The organism is Undibacterium sp. JH2W, assembly GCF_049340425.1.
Classification (GTDB): domain Bacteria; phylum Pseudomonadota; class Gammaproteobacteria; order Burkholderiales; family Burkholderiaceae_D; genus Undibacterium.
In genome coordinates this window covers 117147-132700 of the sequence record NZ_JBMPOT010000011.1, presented here as the reverse complement: position 1 = coordinate 132700, position 15554 = coordinate 117147, and the positions used below count along the sequence as shown (strand labels likewise).

The following is a 15554-nucleotide window of genomic DNA, read 5'->3' as shown; positions in this document are numbered from 1 at the left end:
TCAAGAGTGAAAATATCTGTGCATTCTGTAGGGTGCGCCATGCGCACCGTTTCGTCCTCGTATTGATGATGAAGATGCTGAGTTACAAGGCCCACTGTTTTACTGCACTTAGCCCAAGGCTCTTTCACCGGCACGTAGCGTCAAAACCTGTACGCCGTCTTTTGTCACGGCGACGGTATGCTCGAACTGGGCGGATAATTTGCCATCCATGGTGACAACGGTCCAGCCATCATCTTGAGTCTCTACCTCATGGCGACCCTGATTGATCATGGGTTCTATGGTGAATACCATGCCTTCTTTCAAAATCATTCCGGTACGGGGCTTGCCCCAGTGCAGGACTTCTGGTGGTTCGTGCATTTCCTGGCCTATGCCATGGCCGCAATATTCCCTGACGACTGAATAGCCATTGCGCCTGGCATGGCTTTCTATGGCATGACCTATATCACCCAGCCTGGCACCGGGGCGCACGGCTTTGATGCCCTTCCACATGGCTTCATACGTCACTTGCACAAGTCGCCTGGCTGCTGCAGACACTGTGCCGACAAGATAGGTCTTGCTGGAGTCGGCGATATAGCCATTTTTTTCCAGGGTGATGTCGAAATTGACGATATCACCATCCTGCAAGATTTCTGTAGTGGATGGCACACCATGGCAGACGGCATTGTTGCGCGATGAGTTCAGCGCATAGGCGTAACCGTATTGCCCCTTGCTGGCCGGGCGTGCTTTCAGTTCATTGACGATAAAGCTGTCGACCATGTCATTCACCTGCATGGTGGACATGCCAACCAGGTTCATGCTGTCCAGGTGGCTAAAAACGCTCGCCAGCAGTTTGCCTGACTCTGCCATCAGGGTGATTTCTTCCGGGCGCTTGGTCATGCTAAAGCAGCCCTGAAAACCTGGGGTTCAACACCAGCAGCCCGCAGTTCGTGTACGACTATCTCATTAAATGACATGGTCGGATTCATTTCGCACAACATGCCTATCCTGATCCAGAAAGCGGCTTGCGCATTGATGGAGCGGCAGGACACGGCACTGGCTTTACGCATCTGGTCGTGCAAATCATCGTCGATATTGACTATGCCCATTGATTACCTCTATATATGAAACGTATATGAATTGTATATTCATCGCATGTGATGAGGCAAGCGGCTTTTGCACTGGTCAAGATTGCTTAGTGCATATATAGTCTTTTTAACATCTGCTAAAAACCTGCTGGCAAACACTCTTCATATTCATTAAAGAAAAGGAAAAGAACATGGGACCCACCAAAATCATGATCATCCGCCATGCAGAAAAACCTGGCACTTATGGCAGCAATACCTTGAGTGGCGTGAATTTGCAGGGAGCTAGCGATAACGAGTCATTGGTTACCCTGGGTTGGGAAAGGGCAGGCGGGATAGGCAATTTGTTTTGTCCCAGCAATGGACAGCTCCAAAGCGCCGAATTGGCCATGCCAGATGTCATCTATGCCGCAAATCCGGCGACTGTCAATCACAAGGAACCCAGTCAGAGACCTTATCAGACTATCTCGGCGCTGGCGGCCAAGTTAAATCTGACACCGAATACATCATTCGATAAAAGTCAGTATAAACACAGCGATGGCATGGTGGCTGATGTGCTTGCGCAGTCTGGTACTGTGCTCATCTCATGGCAGCATGAAGACATATGGCAGGGGCCGGGTCAGGATTCCATCGTCAATGAATTATTGAAGAAGACAAATACAACCTCCTTGTCCAACCTGCCTACTGAGCCCTGGCCAGGTTCGCGTTACGACATGGTCTTTGTGCTGGACAGGCCAAGCGGTACGGGCGTGTTTACTGCTTTTACCCAGGTGTCGCAAATGCTGCTGGCAGGGGATAGCTGTGAGCCTTTTAAATAATGGCGTTTGCCATTTCGCTGTCGACAAATCATCCACCTATGGGCTGGACCTTGCTTGACATCAGGTCCAGCCTCTAGGGGTTTATCTACAATTCCACATATACCAGACCTTTAAGCCTACCCAGGCAAGCTTCATGTAAAGCCTGTGGTGCCCTGTCTATACCCGAGAATTTTGAAGACACCAGATGCATGCCCCCACATTCTTGCCAGGCATTCAGTTGTTGTAGCCATTCATGGAAGGCATCGGCATCGTTATCTGCACTATAGCCGCGCATGCTGATACCCTTGAGTATGAGTTGAAAGCTATCCAGTTCTACCGGCGCAAGTTTTGTTGCTCCCTTGGTTGCCAGCTCTGCTGACAGGGCGCCGAGCAAGACAAAGCGTGCCCCATCCCTGGCGACTTCCACCGCAGCTTGCAATTGTTCGCCACCGACAATATCGACATACACATCGATGCCTTGAGGTGCTGCCTCAGCCAATAATTCTACGCAGGGTTTGCTACCGGTCACGATCACGGTGTCGTAACCCAGCTCGGCTTTCATCCATGCAGCCTTGCCCGGGGATGTGGTGCTGCCTATGACATGCGCAGCACCCAGCTTGCGGGCAATTTGTCCTGCCATGGAACCGATAGCGCCAGCTCCGCTGGAAATGAACACCGTATCACCCTGGCGCACCTCGACTGCCCGTGTCAGCGCTGCGTATGCTGTCCAGCCATGCCCCAGATAAGCCACGGGATGAACAGGCCCAGGGGCGAGGGGCACGCACAGCTCCAGCGGGACAGCAGCATACTCGCGCCAGCCATAATGGTGCGCCACCATATCCCCAGGACGCAAACCACTGCCGGGTGGGGCAGAGATCACTTCCCCTATCGCCCCGTCAGCCAGCGTATCGCCGGGCTGGATAGGCGGAAAGGGTATGCCCTTGATATCCTCTGCACCGGCACTCATCATGAGACGTGCAGAAATCGAGACACGGAACCAGCGGTTACGCACCAGTACTTCTTGTGCAGATGCCTGCGGCATGGGACAGTGAAGCACTTCGAAATCGCTGGGAGTAGGCGTTTCACCGGGGCGTCGCAACAACTTGACTTCACGGGATGTGGTGGGCAGTACTGTCATGTCTGGCTCCTGGTCAGGGTTAAAAAAGTGCACGATGCTCTTCATGTTTTTTGAATGCGAGCATATAATCGCATTTTATCTTTTAGGCAATAACTTGCCTACTCGCATTCCGGGAGCACCCAAGACCATGCGTAAAGCACCAAGCCAACAGCGTTCACAGATCATGGTGAACACGATATTAGAAGCCGCGACTCGCGTATTGGCGCAGCGTGGCTGGGCGAATTTCAAAACCAATGAGGTTGCCGAGGTGGCTGGCATCAGCATAGGATCGCTGTACCAGTATTTCCCTGACAAGCTGGGGCTAGCCGAGGAAATACGCAAACGGCACCTCAGTGCCGTGCTGGCAGCACTGTCCAACTCTGCTCATGGCGAGGCAGCTGCGACGCTGGAGCTAAGAGTGACGCGCCTGATCGATGGCGTCATTGCCGTGCATGCTGTTGACCAGGCCCTGCACCGTGTCTTGCTCGAAGAGGTGCCTTTCGCCACTGTAGCCAATGGGGAAGAATTTGAACGTGAATATCAGGGCCGTTACCGGGAATTGGTTGCGGCGAGTGCCGGTGCCAGCACAAATGCCAGTGATGAAGTTGCCGCAAGGGTGCTGGCTGCTGCAGTTGAGGGAGTGGTGCATGCTGCAGCCAGAAATGGAGAGTTGAAATCAGCTTTGCTGAAACGGGAACTTGCTCACCTGGTCATTGCTTATTTGCGGGTACGAGCCGGAGGGAGGGCCGCATAAGCAAAAGCATGTCGCCTTTTGCCTGCAGGAATAGCGGAGTTGATCGAATTATCAGCGCATGCTGAGGTGATGCAAGATGCCATCACAGGCACATCACATCCACGCCCACTATGTCCCTGACATGTATTTCCTCAACAATTTCAGCCTGGTAGTTGGGATTGGCTATCAGCAGCAGATCGCCTGGTTTTGCGGCTGCAAAAAAAGCTTCCTTGCTTTGAATCTGTACATGTGAGCCGGGTAAAAATTTACCGCATTTCAGGGGATTGACGTCGATGGCAAAGCCGACTTGCGGTATGAGCTTACCCTGGTTCATGCAATGCACCAGGAACATGCAACCCTTGGTTGCTGCCCCCCAGATATACAGCTCGCTTGTTGGTGCCAGTCTGGCTTCTATGGATGCTATTTTTTCCGCATGCGAGGGGAATAGTTGTTCGAAATCCAGGTCTTTCCACGCACTGTTTTCATACAAACTGGCGAATTGCCCTGACAGGCTTGCCAGGTCGGCTATGGCATACTGATATTGGCCATTGAAACATCGTCCCGACTTCAGGACATGGCGATCAAACAAAGCCAGCAAGGATTTTTCTGAAAAATAATTGACGTGTTCATAGGTGACATCGAAGAATGCCTGGTTATCAAGCATCCAGTCGTAGCTGGGAACTTCTATGTAAATGGCCGCTTTACCGAATATATCCCTGAGCATCGTCAAAAAATCATGTGGTGCTTTGATATGCTCAAGGACATGGCGTAACACGACGACGTCGGCAGGTATTCTATCCTCAGGTGTCAGGAATCTCTTTTGTATGAAGGGATTATTACCTTCATAACTGAAGTCATAGCCGGATGCCGAGAAATAAGCATCCGCCTGGACTAACTCAACAAAATCTCCTTTGCCGCAACCAACTTCAACCAGCACACTGCGCCGAGGAAATTCAGCCTTCAGGATAGCAAGTACATCTTTCATATGTGCTTGAAAGAGTTTTGAATGTACCTGACTGGTTTGATAATTTTCGTCGTAGGTGGCAAGACTGGAATCAAACGCGGCATTTTCGACAAAGCCCAGCGCTACATTTTCACGCAAGCGCATTTCACCAAACCTGTCTTCGTCTTCAACCGAAGACAAGAGCTGGTTTGGGACTGTCGGCAGGAGTAATTTGTTCATGCAAGTAAACTTAAACGCGTTTCAAAAATCCATCTGGTGCAACGGTAATCAAGAGCTGGTTTTCAATTTCTTTATCAATGACGAAGTTCAATTGACCATCATCCCTGGCTTGCACGGGGTTAGCCTGCAACTGCTTCATGTATTCCCAGACAGCAGTTTTAGGGTTATTGGATTTGCCCCAGGGCCTGACTGGGCCATGTCCTGCCGGGAAGTCTTCAATGATGGTATCAAACACTACGCAATAACTGCCTTTGCTGACCAGTGTTGCATACAGCTTGAGCTCTTCCAGCACGTGATCGTGGGTATGATTGCTATCCAGGCAGACCAGGATTTTTTTGTAGCCAGCCGCAAATTTGTGCACGGATTCAACAATGTCGGCAGCAATGCTGGAGCCTTGTATCATCTCTATCCTTTTGGACATAGGATGTTCCAGGATGGCCTGGCGATTGTGCTCGCGTATATCGATGTCTATGCCAAGAACTTTGGCATCAGGGTTGCCGCCGCATAAAGCGATCAATTCCAGTATGCTGGCACTGAAAATCAGTGAGCCACCGCGGGCGATACCGGTTTCTATAACCAGGTCAGGTTGCACATTCCATAGTAATTGCTGCAGGCCTATCATGTCTTGCGGATGCTGGATGATGGGGCGACCCAGCCATTCAAAATGATAAGAATACTTATGGTCCGCAGCTACGGTTATCCACTCATTCGTCAGCTTTTGCAATTCAGGGCTGGCACCTTGCTGGGCGATTTCAGTTTGGCATTCAGCTTTGAAATTTTCATGTTCGGTCATTTTATTTCCTTATTATTGATACCCCAGAATGCCATAGGCTCATAGTCAGGGTAGGGGTAGTGGCCCAGGTTGAGATGAATGTTAGCACCTCGTTCTTTGATTCTTTCTTCGACCAGTCTCCTGATGGAAATAGCTTCACCACTGCATACATTAAACACACCAGCTTTATTTGATTTAAATATGTCCAGTAGTTGCTGTGCGACTGCCTCCACTGGCAGATAGTCGCGCAACTGCTCGCCACCGCTCATATTGAAGACAGTGTCGCCGTTGGCTATGGCGGTATCAAGCTGGGCCAGTATGGACTTGGGGTTTTGTCCTTGGCCATACATATAGAATAATCGCGCCCATTGCAGCTTAAAGCTGGATTCTGCCTGCAAATGTCCCAGATATTGACGCAAGTTATCTTTAGCCAGCGCATAGGGGTTGGCAGGCATGGGCCTGGCCTTTGCATCTATGGGGCCATATTGAAAGCCATATTCAAAGCAAGTGCCGGTCACCAGCACATTGCTGACACCAGCTTTGACCAGGTGTTTAATAAAGTCATAATTGCGGGGAAGATTTTCTTCCAGATGGAACAGTGACTTATAGTTAGGCAAGCCTTGCCAGGCCAGATGGATGAGGCTGGCACCCGCTTCTGGCTGAAATGTTAGATGGCCCTGGTGAAAATCCAGGCTGATGAATCTGACTTTGTCATACCAGGCAAAGCTGCGGGCTTTTTGTTCGTCCCTGGCTATTGCCACCACTTCATAGTCATCGAGTAGCAAGGGGATTAAATGCTGCCCTATAAACCCGGTCGCACCACTCACGATGAGTTGGCGGCGGCCAGTATTGTTGCTGCGCCCTTCGTTGAGTGTCATGTTGTGCTTCTGTATGTTTAAATATGAAAGGTATTTTACTTTGTCGTAGCTGCGCTGTATATGTATGAGAAATCACAAGCAGGTTTTTGTGTTTAATATGACTAATTTTAATTGCAAGCATATTGATAGCCCGGTCTTGCAATGCTGGCAAAGAATTTTGTATCCTGCTTTTCCAGGCCAGCTGATTGGTGGCTGGGTGATAGTTTTGTAATATCATGGAAATTTATTGGAATATGTTGATGGAAAACCAAAACAGCGTACTACTGCAAGCTCGCAATCTCAGTTTTTCCTATCCTGGTAAAACTTTGTTCAGCGAATGGTCTGGCGATATCAGCGCTGGCATCAACCTGGTGCTTGGTGGTGATGGCCGTGGCAAAACCAGTTTGCTGCAAATGCTGGCAGGTGATTTGCAGGCTCAAAGCGGGCAGTTACAGATACAGGGGATTACCCTGCATGAGCAAGCGGAACAATATCGCAGCCGTGTATTCTGGCTGGAGCCACGCACAGATGCCTTTGACCAGATCAGCGTGCAGGAATATTTTTCCAGCGTGCGCAATCGCTATCCTCAATTTGACGAGAAGTTGTTGGAAAATGTGATTGAGGGCCTGGCCCTGACTAGCCATATACACAAGCATTTGTATATGCTGTCTACCGGTAGCAAGCGCAAAGTCTGGCTGGCAGCGGCTTTTGCCGCTGGTGCGACGATCAATTTATTGGACGACCCGTTTGCCGCACTGGACAAGGCATCGATAGAATTTATTCATAAAACACTGCTACAACTGGCGCAAAATCCAGGCCAGGCCTGGGTGCTTGCCATGTATGCCACACCACCAGGCCTGCCCTTCTCGGGCTTGATTGATCTGGGTGACTGAAGGCAATCAAGGCATGGGCAATGGGGTTTACTCGCTGCGCTGCCACTCAGCCATGACAGTGTTTTGTATATTTTCTATGGTTTTGTCCTTTTGCATTTTTTGTAAAACTGCCGTCAGTGCCGGGACCATGGCTTCGTGTTTTTTATTGAGATAGTGAAAGACAGGAAAGGTCGCCAATGGCGGCATGAGTACCGTGATATCGCTTTGCTTTAATTCATTCAAGGTAGCCAGACCTGAGATACGATTTCCCACGACGATATCTGAACGTCCCAGTAGCATTTTTTGAAAAGCCTGGCGCATCGTAGGTGCGGCTTCCAGTTTCATGCCTATGGTATTTTGCTCAATAATCTTGATGCCTTTCACAAAGCCTATCGTATAAGGACGCAAACTCTCCCAGCCAGTGACGACGAAATTTGTACCATAGGTGAAAATAACAATTTCATAAGTCAGCAAGGGTACTGGTACGATGAGGAGATTGGGATAATCTCTTTCCATGCCCAGTTTTCTATACAGCTCTGCATCCATTTCACCATTATTGGAACTGCGCAGGGAGCGTTCACCAGGCAAGTAATGAATGGTGAAATTCATACCCAGTTTGCGATATGCCGTCTCCATGACTTTTTCGGCTATGCTGGTAGCAGGATCTTTTTCTATCAGGGTAGAAATTTGCAAAATCTTGTTTTGCTGTGCCAATGCGGGTAAGCAAACCAGGCCAGGCAAGCTGGCAAGTTTCAATAGCGTGCGTCTTTGCATGATAGGGTCTTTCATCCAGTGATGAGAGTTCAACATCTCAAGCATAGACTGTGTTTGCGGAAAGAGCATCCATGTTTTAACAAAAGTAACATTATTCATTTGCAAAACGAACTTGCCGACTTATCTTTAATGAAACCGGTAGAAAATGAAAGTTGCTCTTGTGATATTGGCGCAATTGGGGAATACTGCGCTTAGACGCCGGAAATGCAGTATCGGCAAGCCAGGATAGTAACAGTATGAAAGTGGGAAGCCCATGTTCGCTGTTGTACACAATTCCCCGGATCACCTTGAACGTATGCGCATATGGCACACGTATCTGAACAAAATCGTCTTTGTATCCTTACAGATCATATTGGCAAGCTGTATTTGTTTGCCGCTTTGCCCTGATGCACGGGCAGGTCAGACTAGTCTGAAATATTTCCCGGTTGGTCCTATCTATGAATATCGCTGGAAGCTGCTTGAACTGGCACTCGCACATACCCAGTCTGGGACAGGGAATATCAGGCTGGAGCCCTTTGCTGAAGAAGTAACCCAGAATCGCGGTATCTCTCTATTGCAGTCAGGGGCGATTGATGTCATCGCCCTGGGTACCAATGGCGAGCGCGAGGCGCAGATGCTGCCCATCAAAATCGACATCCTGCATGGCATTATCGGTTATCGTTTACTCGTGATTCGTAAAACTGACCAGGCCAGCATTGCTCTGATGACTGAGCAGGCACTACGTCAGCAACTGACTTTTGGGCTGAATAGCCAATGGGCTGATTTGCCAATTTTACGTGCCAATGGATTTGCAGTGGTGACCTCGACCAACTATGAAAACCTGTTTGGCATGTTGGCAGCGGGACGCTTTGATGCATTTACGCGTGGCTTGAATGAAGCTGCTCTGGAGATAGAAAAGCACAAAAAACAATTTCCACAGTTGATAGTCGAAAAAAGCAAGGCCCTGTATTTTCCCTATCCAGTTTATTTCTGGGTGCGCAAAGACAATCAGCTACTTGCATCAAGAATAGAACAAGGACTGAAGCTGGCTTTGGCAGATGGCTCATTTCGCCAGTTATTCGAGACGTATCATGCAAAAGAAATAAAGCAGTTGGCAAGCGAGAAACGCCAGTTAATCAGGCTTGGTAATCCAGTTTTGCCAGCCGGAACGGTAGAACCGGACACCCGTTGGTGGTGGCATTAGTGGAGTGTAACTTTGAAATATAAGTGAAAGACGCATGCATGGCGATCAAGGCAAGGCTGGGGTTATCGCGAGTATTTGCAACGCAGCCATGGTCATCGCGTAAGCGGACGGGACTCTGTTCAAAGTTACAGTTAACCATGTGTAGTGCAAACTCTTGAAGGAAAACTGATGTTCCTGGCGCAGACACTTTCCCGACGCTTGTTGTACACGATGTTGCCATGGTATCTCTTGATTGCCATCAGTATGACTGTGGCACAATTGCTGATCCAGTATGTCAGCGTCAGTCGTGATATAGATAGTGATCTGGCTTCCCTGGGACGAACGATAGCGCCGCACGTGAGTAATGCCGTATGGGAACTGGATCATCCGCAACTCGATAGCATAGTACAAAGTGCCCGCCAAAATGCCATCGTTACCGGTGTGCAGGTAGAAAATGCCACCGGCGAAATGCTGCTGGAAATGGGCAGTGTTCCACCTGCAACGCAACAGTCAACTGGACTTTTTTCAAGACAGATCAAGCGTACCGTCATTCCGCTTTTTTATCATACTCCGCGTGGTGACAGTCGTCTGCTTGGTCAATTGAAGATGTATTCTGGTCACGACGTCATCTGGGATCGTGTCAAGTACGGTTTCCTGATCGTACTGTTGAACTCCATTATTGTCACCAGCGCCTTGTGGTTGATTTTTTTATGGACCATACGCTATCGCTTATCCAATTCCGTGACCACGGTCGCTACGGCAGTAGCGAACTGGCGTTTTCGTTCCAGCGATATGCCCATCGAAGACATTAGTTATCCATACCGTGATGAACTGGGTGAGTTGGTCAAGGCTTTCAATGATGGCCGCCAGCAATTATTTTTATCCTTGCAGGAACTCGATAAACTCAATCGTAATCTGGAAAAAATTGTGACTGAGCGTACCCAGGAATTGCAAACGGCCAAGGAACAGGCTGAGTCTGCCAATCTGGCCAAAGGTCAGTTTCTGGCAAATATGAGTCATGAAATCCGCACCCCCATGAATGCAGTGCTGGGCATGCTTTATCTTGCACTTAAAGGCGATCTGAGTCCGGTACAGCGCAATTATTTGAGCAAGGCGCAAGGGGCAGCGCGCTCACTACTGGGCATCATCAATGACATACTTGATTTTTCAAAGATAGCCGCCGGCAAGCTGGAGATGGAGCAAATTGAGTTCGCGCTGGAGGCGGTACTGGAGCAGCTTAGTGATGCGATCAGCTATCAGACTGAGCATAAAGGTTTGGAATTTCTGATTCGTTATGATGTTGCCATTCCCCCTGTGCTGATAGGTGATCCTTTGCGGCTGGGGCAAGTCTTGCTGAATCTGTGCGGCAATGCTGTCAAATTCACGGAACATGGCGAGGTCGAGCTGGGTTTTCAGTGTCTTTCATTGACAGATGCGGATGTCAAGCTGCGCGTGCATGTGCGTGATTCCGGCATAGGTATCGCTGAAGATATCAGGGACGGTTTGTTTACCAAATTCACCCAGGCCGATCAGTCGACCACGCGCCGTTTTGGAGGGACCGGGCTGGGTCTGGCAATCTGCAAAAACCTGGTTGAATTGATGGGTGGACAGATCTGGATAGAAGATACCCAGCCAGGCAAGGGCACTACTGTTTGCTTTACCGTGCAATTGAAAATAGCTGCCACGGCGCAACCCGCTGCCAATAGTCTGATAGAGCAAACTGGCCGGCTGCTGGATGATGTGCGCATCCTGGTCGTCGATGACAACCAGGTATCGCGTGAAATCCTGACAGAGATGCTGAGTTATTTTCATGTCGATGTCAGTACCGCAGAAGATGGTGGCAGTGCGCTCGACATGCTCAGAAATGCTGGCGATAAAGCCTACGACCTGGCCTTGATAGACTGGCGCATGCCGGGCATGAATGGTGATGAGGTGACCAAGCGTATACATCTCGATACTGCCATCAAATCACCACCCAAGATCGTCATGGTGACTGCCTATGGCCGCGAGGATGTCATACATCTTGCCGAACTGGCTGGCGTGGATGGCTTTCTCATCAAACCGGTATCACCTTCCACGCTCCTGGATGCCATATTGACGGTGCTTGGCCGGGCTCGCATCCTGAGGCCTGGCGATAACTTGCGTATGACAACGCCCGACCTGGCTGTCAGCGGTCAACTGGCAGGTGCCAGCATTTTGCTGGTGGAAGACAATGACATCAACCGCGAATTTGTCACCGAACTACTACGCAGTGAAGGGATGGATGTGGATCAGGCAGTCAATGGCCTCGATGCCATTGAGCAAGTGCAAAAACGCGACTACGACGCTGTGCTGATTGATATACAGATGCCTGTCATGGATGGCCTGGAAGCTGCGCAGCGTATCCGTGCACTGACCCATGCCGATGGCAGCGCACGCTTTGCGCAAATGCCTATTATTGCGACGACCGCCCTGGCAATGGCACAAGATGCAGAAAGGACGCTGGCTGCAGGTATGAATGATCATGTCACCAAGCCTATCATGCCAGACAAGCTGATGGCAGTATTAGCCAAGTGGATACATATTCCAGGCCGCAGGGTAGGTATGCAAGTTGCTCTGCGGCCAGCACTTGAAATCCCGGCAGAATTGCTGGCCATGCGCAGTCTGGATGCGCGTGAAGGCGTGCGTCGCATAGGTGGGAAAACTTCCGCCTATCTCAAGCAGTTGCGCCGCTTCAGGGTGAATTATGCCGACATGGCCAGTCATTTGAAAAATTTGCTGGAACAACAAAATGTGCAGCAGGCGGGGGAGTATTGTCATATGCTGAAAGGGGTGACAGGCAATGTTGCTGCCGTGGCATTGCACAAAAAAATAGCCGATATTGATGGCGTGCTAAAACTGGGGGAAGTGCCCGCTCAGGCTGAACTGGATGAGTTGCAGCTTTTGGCGCAAGACTTGTTTGCTGAGATTGACAGACTGGATAGCGATGCGGATGTTGCCGTCGCCCCGACTCCAGGACTGCTGGATGGCGCACATGTCCATTTGTTATTGCAACAACTAGGCGAGGCATTGGAGTATGATCTGGGTAGTGTTGAGTCTATACTGAGTGAGTTACAGGCCGGAGTCAGTGGCACACATCTGCAAGCGGACCTGGCTGCCATAGCGGCCAGCGCTGATGTGTTTGATATTGACGTTGCGCTTTCTTTGCTCACTGATCTGAAAAAACGCCTCAGTCCACCAAGTGAGTGACAGTATCATGACCGACATTGCCAATAGCCGCCAGCGCATACTCATCGTCGATGATGTGATAGAAAATCTGCATGGCTTGATGAGCATGCTGCGTGATGAATATGCCATCATCGCCGCCAGCACGGGTGAAAAAGCCCTGGAACTGGCACAGCGTTTTCCTCATCCTGATTTGATCTTGCTGGATATAAAAATGCCGGGGATGGATGGTTATTCTGTTCTGGTGCATTTGAAAGCCAATCCAGTCACGGCAGACATCCCGGTGATTTTTGTGACGGCCATTTCTGATGCCGGTGACGAGGCACGTGGCCTGACACTGGGAGTGGCAGATTACATTACCAAGCCTGTCAATCCAGATCTCTTGTTATTGCGTGTACGCATACAACTGGAATTGCAGCGCTATCGCCGCTATCCCATCAATTTTGATATTGCACGCCACGCTGATCCTGCACACCCGCCTACATTGCTGGTAGTCGATGATGTGCCTGAAAATATTCATGAATTGCTGGAGGCACTGAAAGCCAGCTACCGCATCATGGTGGCTAATTCAGGTGCCAAGGCAATTGAAATGGTGGCTGGTGCAACGCCGCCAGATCTGGTTTTGCTCGATATCATGATGCCTGGCATGGATGGGTATGAAGTTTGCCGGCGCATCAAGGCCACACCTGCCGGTAATCGCATTCCTGTCATCTTCGTCACCATCTTCGATACCACCCAGCAAAAACTGAAAGGTTTTGAGGTTGGTGGTGCTGACTATATCACCAAGCCCTTTGACATAGATGAGGTACATGCGCGCGTGCGCATCCATCTGGAGCTGGCCAGGCTCAGGCATTTTCTCGAGCAACTGGTGGCGCAACGCACGGCCTTGCTGATCAAGAGTGAAGAAAAATACCGTATCCTGGCTGATTATTCGCCCAACTGGGAATACTGGATGGCACCCGATGGCAGCTATCTGTATGTATCCCCGGCTTGTCTGGAAGACTCTGGTTATACACCGGAAGAATTTTTTGCAGACGCCGGCCTGATAGAAAAAATCATACATCCTGATGATCTGGATGCATGGAAATTGCATGGGCCACACTCAGGCGATGTGCATGGTGCTGCCCTTATTTTTCGCATAAAAGCCAAGGATGGAACAGAGCGCTGGATAGAGCATGTATGCAAGACAGTGTACGATGCCAGCGGTAAATACCTGGGTTTGCGCGGCTCACACCGCGATATCTCCCAGCGTCACTATGCCGAGGAAAAACTGGATTTCTTCATCAATCGTGATCCGCTCACAGGCTTGCCCAACCGGGCCCTGTTCCATGAATTATTGCATCATGCCTTGCAATCTGCTGAACGTGAGCAAGCACAGTTTGCCTTGCTCTACATAGACCTCGATAATTTTAAAACCATCAATGAAAGCCTGGGCCATAGCCTGGGGGACCAATTATTGATAGAAGCAGCCAGGCGCTTGAAGATACTGCTTCCTGATATAGATGCTATTGCCCGCATCAGCGGCGATGAATTCAATATCATCCTCCATCCCAACGATGGCATGCCCTGGGTGGATCTGCTGGCGCAGCGCGTGATAGAGGAAATGGCCAGGCCTTTCGAACTCGGCGGCCATAGCGTATATGTTGGTGCCAGCATAGGTATTGCCTTATATCCCAATGATGGCAATGATACCGAGTCCCTGCAAAGCAATGCCGATGCTGCTCTGCATCAGGCCAAGATGCAGGGGCGTGGCATCTTGCGCTTTTTCTCTTCCGATATGAGCCGTCGCGCCAAAGAACGCCTGACGCTGGAGGCAGACTTGCGCCGCAGTATAGAACGCGACGAGTTGCGCCTGCATTATCAACCCCAGGTGGATTTGATCAGTGGTCAGATTGTGGGCCTGGAAGCACTGGTGCGCTGGCAGCATCCTGTACGGGGCCTGATACCACCGAATAATTTTATTTCACTGGCTGAAGAGAGTGGTTTTATCGTGCAATTGGGGGCCTGGGTATTGCGCAAGGCCTGCCAGCAAATCAGGCAATGGTCAGATCTGGGGTTTAGTTTGCGTCAGGTTGCTGTGAATGTCTCTGCACTGCAGTTAAGTCGCGGCAATTTGCTGGAAACCGTGCAAACATCCCTGCAAGAAACGGGGATCGCAGCAGATCAACTGGAACTGGAAATCACTGAGAGCAGCATCATGCTGGACCAGGAGCGGGCTTTCAAATCTCTGGCAGATTTAAAAGCGCTGGGAGTACGTTTGTCGATTGATGATTTTGGCACGGGTTATTCTTCGCTCGCCTATCTGCAACAACTGGAAGTACATAAACTCAAGGTTGACATGGCGTTTGTGCGTGACATGACGAGCAATAGCGGCAATGCATCCATCGTCAAGGCTATCATCGCCATGGGCCATAGCCTGGGGCTGGAGGTAATTGCCGAAGGGGTGGAAACCATAGGCCAGGCACGTTATCTGCGGGCGCTGCAATGCGATGTCATGCAGGGTTACCTGATCAGCAAGCCGCTCTCTGCTGAAGCCATGACGAATTTTCTGACCAGCTATATTGCACAAGAAATCCAGGAAGAAGAAGGACGCCTGGCGCTTTTGCTGGTGGATGACGAAGCGAGTATTTTGTCGTCGTTGTCGCGTTTATTCCGTCGTGAAAATTATCATATCCTGGTGGCCAGCAGCGCCGAAGAAGCATTGGCATTACTGGCTTTGCACCCCGTGGGCGTGATCTTGACTGACCAGAGAATGCCGGGCATGACAGGGACAGAATTATTGGCCCGTGCGCGCAAGCTGCACCCCAAGACCATACGCATGGTCTTGTCTGGCTACACCGGTCTGGATAGTCTGACTGATGCTATCAATCGCGGGGAAATTTATAAATTCCTGACCAAGCCCTGGGAAGACCAGGATTTATTGGATGCAGTACGCGAGGGTTTCCGGCGCTATGCAGAATTGAATGGCAATGATACACAAAGCTGAGTTTGTAAGCGCAAGCAGGTATTTTCTGGCATGGTA

The 15554-nt window shown here is 50.1% G+C and carries 13 protein-coding genes; 6 read left to right on the top strand and 7 right to left on the bottom strand.

All coding sequences use genetic code 11. From position 1 onward, the window contains the following. Positions 1 to 108: 108 nt before the first annotated feature. Positions 109 to 876 carry a type I methionyl aminopeptidase gene (gene map, locus ACO0LC_RS17930; protein WP_423005522.1) on the bottom strand — a complete coding sequence of 256 codons (768 nt, stop codon included), beginning with the start codon at positions 874 to 876 and terminating at the stop codon, positions 109 to 111. Next, on the bottom strand, positions 873 to 1085 hold the full coding sequence (locus ACO0LC_RS17925; protein ID WP_423005520.1) for a ParD-like family protein: 213 nt from the start codon (positions 1083 to 1085) through the stop codon (positions 873 to 875). The genes map and ACO0LC_RS17925 overlap by 4 nt, the downstream gene beginning before the upstream one ends. Before the next feature lie 170 nt (positions 1086 to 1255). On the opposite strand from ACO0LC_RS17925, the gene ACO0LC_RS17920 reads away from it, so the two are divergent. Then, on the top strand, positions 1256 to 1879 hold the full coding sequence (locus ACO0LC_RS17920; RefSeq protein ID WP_423005518.1) for a hypothetical protein: 624 nt from the start codon (positions 1256 to 1258) through the stop codon (positions 1877 to 1879). 85 nt (positions 1880 to 1964) lie between these two features. On the opposite strand, the gene ACO0LC_RS17915 is transcribed toward ACO0LC_RS17920, so the two are convergent. Then, positions 1965 to 2996: an MDR family NADP-dependent oxidoreductase gene (locus tag ACO0LC_RS17915; RefSeq protein WP_423005516.1), complete on the bottom strand. Its 1032-nt coding sequence runs from the start codon at positions 2994 to 2996 to the stop codon at positions 1965 to 1967. Positions 2997 to 3090: 94 nt separating this feature from the next. On the opposite strand from ACO0LC_RS17915, the gene ACO0LC_RS17910 reads away from it, so the two are divergent. Then, complete coding sequence (locus ACO0LC_RS17910) at positions 3091 to 3729, top strand: TetR/AcrR family transcriptional regulator (protein WP_423005514.1); 639 nt, start codon at positions 3091 to 3093, stop codon at positions 3727 to 3729. 82 nt (positions 3730 to 3811) lie between these two features. Here the strand turns inward: ACO0LC_RS17910 and ACO0LC_RS17905 are convergent, their stop codons facing one another. Genes ACO0LC_RS17905 through ACO0LC_RS17895 form a run of 3 tightly spaced genes read right to left on the bottom strand, consistent with a single transcriptional unit; the run spans position 3812 to position 6541 of the window. Further along, entirely contained in the window at positions 3812 to 4891 is a 1080-nt protein-coding gene (locus tag ACO0LC_RS17905; RefSeq protein ID WP_423005512.1) for a class I SAM-dependent methyltransferase, read from the bottom strand. Between the two features lie 10 nt (positions 4892 to 4901). Then, positions 4902 to 5684: a cephalosporin hydroxylase family protein gene (locus ACO0LC_RS17900; protein ID WP_423005510.1), complete on the bottom strand. Its 783-nt coding sequence runs from the start codon at positions 5682 to 5684 to the stop codon at positions 4902 to 4904. Next, positions 5681 to 6541 (bottom strand): NAD-dependent epimerase/dehydratase family protein, encoded by an 861-nt coding sequence (locus tag ACO0LC_RS17895; protein WP_423005508.1) that lies wholly within the window; start codon positions 6539 to 6541, stop codon positions 5681 to 5683. The genes ACO0LC_RS17900 and ACO0LC_RS17895 overlap by 4 nt, the downstream gene beginning before the upstream one ends. A 239-nt stretch (positions 6542 to 6780) precedes the next feature. Here ACO0LC_RS17895 and ACO0LC_RS17890 point away from each other — a divergent pair, with 239 nt between their 5' ends. Next, positions 6781 to 7413, top strand: a complete 633-nt coding sequence (locus ACO0LC_RS17890) for an ABC transporter ATP-binding protein (RefSeq protein ID WP_423005506.1) — start codon at positions 6781 to 6783, stop codon at positions 7411 to 7413. 27 nt (positions 7414 to 7440) lie between these two features. Here the strand turns inward: ACO0LC_RS17890 and ACO0LC_RS17885 are convergent, their stop codons facing one another. Next, positions 7441 to 8166, bottom strand: coding sequence for a substrate-binding periplasmic protein (locus ACO0LC_RS17885; RefSeq protein WP_423005504.1), 726 nt, complete (start codon positions 8164 to 8166; stop codon positions 7441 to 7443). 253 nt (positions 8167 to 8419) lie between these two features. Between ACO0LC_RS17885 and ACO0LC_RS17880 the strand changes: the two genes are divergently transcribed. The 3 genes from ACO0LC_RS17880 to ACO0LC_RS17870 all read left to right on the top strand — a co-directional run bounded on the left by ACO0LC_RS17880 (position 8420) and on the right by ACO0LC_RS17870 (position 15518). Beyond that, on the top strand, positions 8420 to 9349 hold the full coding sequence (locus tag ACO0LC_RS17880; protein WP_423005502.1) for a substrate-binding periplasmic protein: 930 nt from the start codon (positions 8420 to 8422) through the stop codon (positions 9347 to 9349). A 168-nt stretch (positions 9350 to 9517) separates the two neighbouring features. Further along, a complete protein-coding gene (locus tag ACO0LC_RS17875) occupies positions 9518 to 12556 on the top strand; it encodes a response regulator (RefSeq protein WP_423005500.1) in 3039 nt (1012 codons plus the stop codon). A 7-nt stretch (positions 12557 to 12563) separates the two neighbouring features. Continuing rightward, entirely contained in the window at positions 12564 to 15518 is a 2955-nt protein-coding gene (locus ACO0LC_RS17870) for an EAL domain-containing protein (protein WP_423005498.1), read from the top strand. Positions 15519 to 15554: the final 36 nt, after the last annotated feature.

Bases quoted from the DNA above. Each gene is read 5' to 3' on its own strand.
- map (WP_423005522.1), bottom strand. From the start codon at position 876: ATGACCAAGCGCCCGGAAGAAATCACCCTGATGGCAGAGTCAGGCAAA.
- ACO0LC_RS17925 (WP_423005520.1), bottom strand. From the start codon at position 1,085: ATGGGCATAGTCAATATCGACGATGATTTGCACGACCAGATGCGTAAA.
- ACO0LC_RS17920 (WP_423005518.1), top strand. From the start codon at position 1,256: ATGGGACCCACCAAAATCATGATCATCCGCCATGCAGAAAAACCTGGC.
- ACO0LC_RS17915 (WP_423005516.1), bottom strand. From the start codon at position 2,996: ATGACAGTACTGCCCACCACATCCCGTGAAGTCAAGTTGTTGCGACGC.
- ACO0LC_RS17905 (WP_423005512.1), bottom strand. From the start codon at position 4,891: ATGAACAAATTACTCCTGCCGACAGTCCCAAACCAGCTCTTGTCTTCG.
- ACO0LC_RS17900 (WP_423005510.1), bottom strand. From the start codon at position 5,684: ATGACCGAACATGAAAATTTCAAAGCTGAATGCCAAACTGAAATCGCC.
- ACO0LC_RS17895 (WP_423005508.1), bottom strand. From the start codon at position 6,541: ATGACACTCAACGAAGGGCGCAGCAACAATACTGGCCGCCGCCAACTC.
- ACO0LC_RS17890 (WP_423005506.1), top strand. From the start codon at position 6,781: ATGGAAAACCAAAACAGCGTACTACTGCAAGCTCGCAATCTCAGTTTT.
- ACO0LC_RS17885 (WP_423005504.1), bottom strand. From the start codon at position 8,166: ATGCAAAGACGCACGCTATTGAAACTTGCCAGCTTGCCTGGCCTGGTT.
- ACO0LC_RS17880 (WP_423005502.1), top strand. From the start codon at position 8,420: ATGTTCGCTGTTGTACACAATTCCCCGGATCACCTTGAACGTATGCGC.
- ACO0LC_RS17875 (WP_423005500.1), top strand. From the start codon at position 9,518: ATGTTCCTGGCGCAGACACTTTCCCGACGCTTGTTGTACACGATGTTG.
- ACO0LC_RS17870 (WP_423005498.1), top strand. From the start codon at position 12,564: ATGACCGACATTGCCAATAGCCGCCAGCGCATACTCATCGTCGATGAT.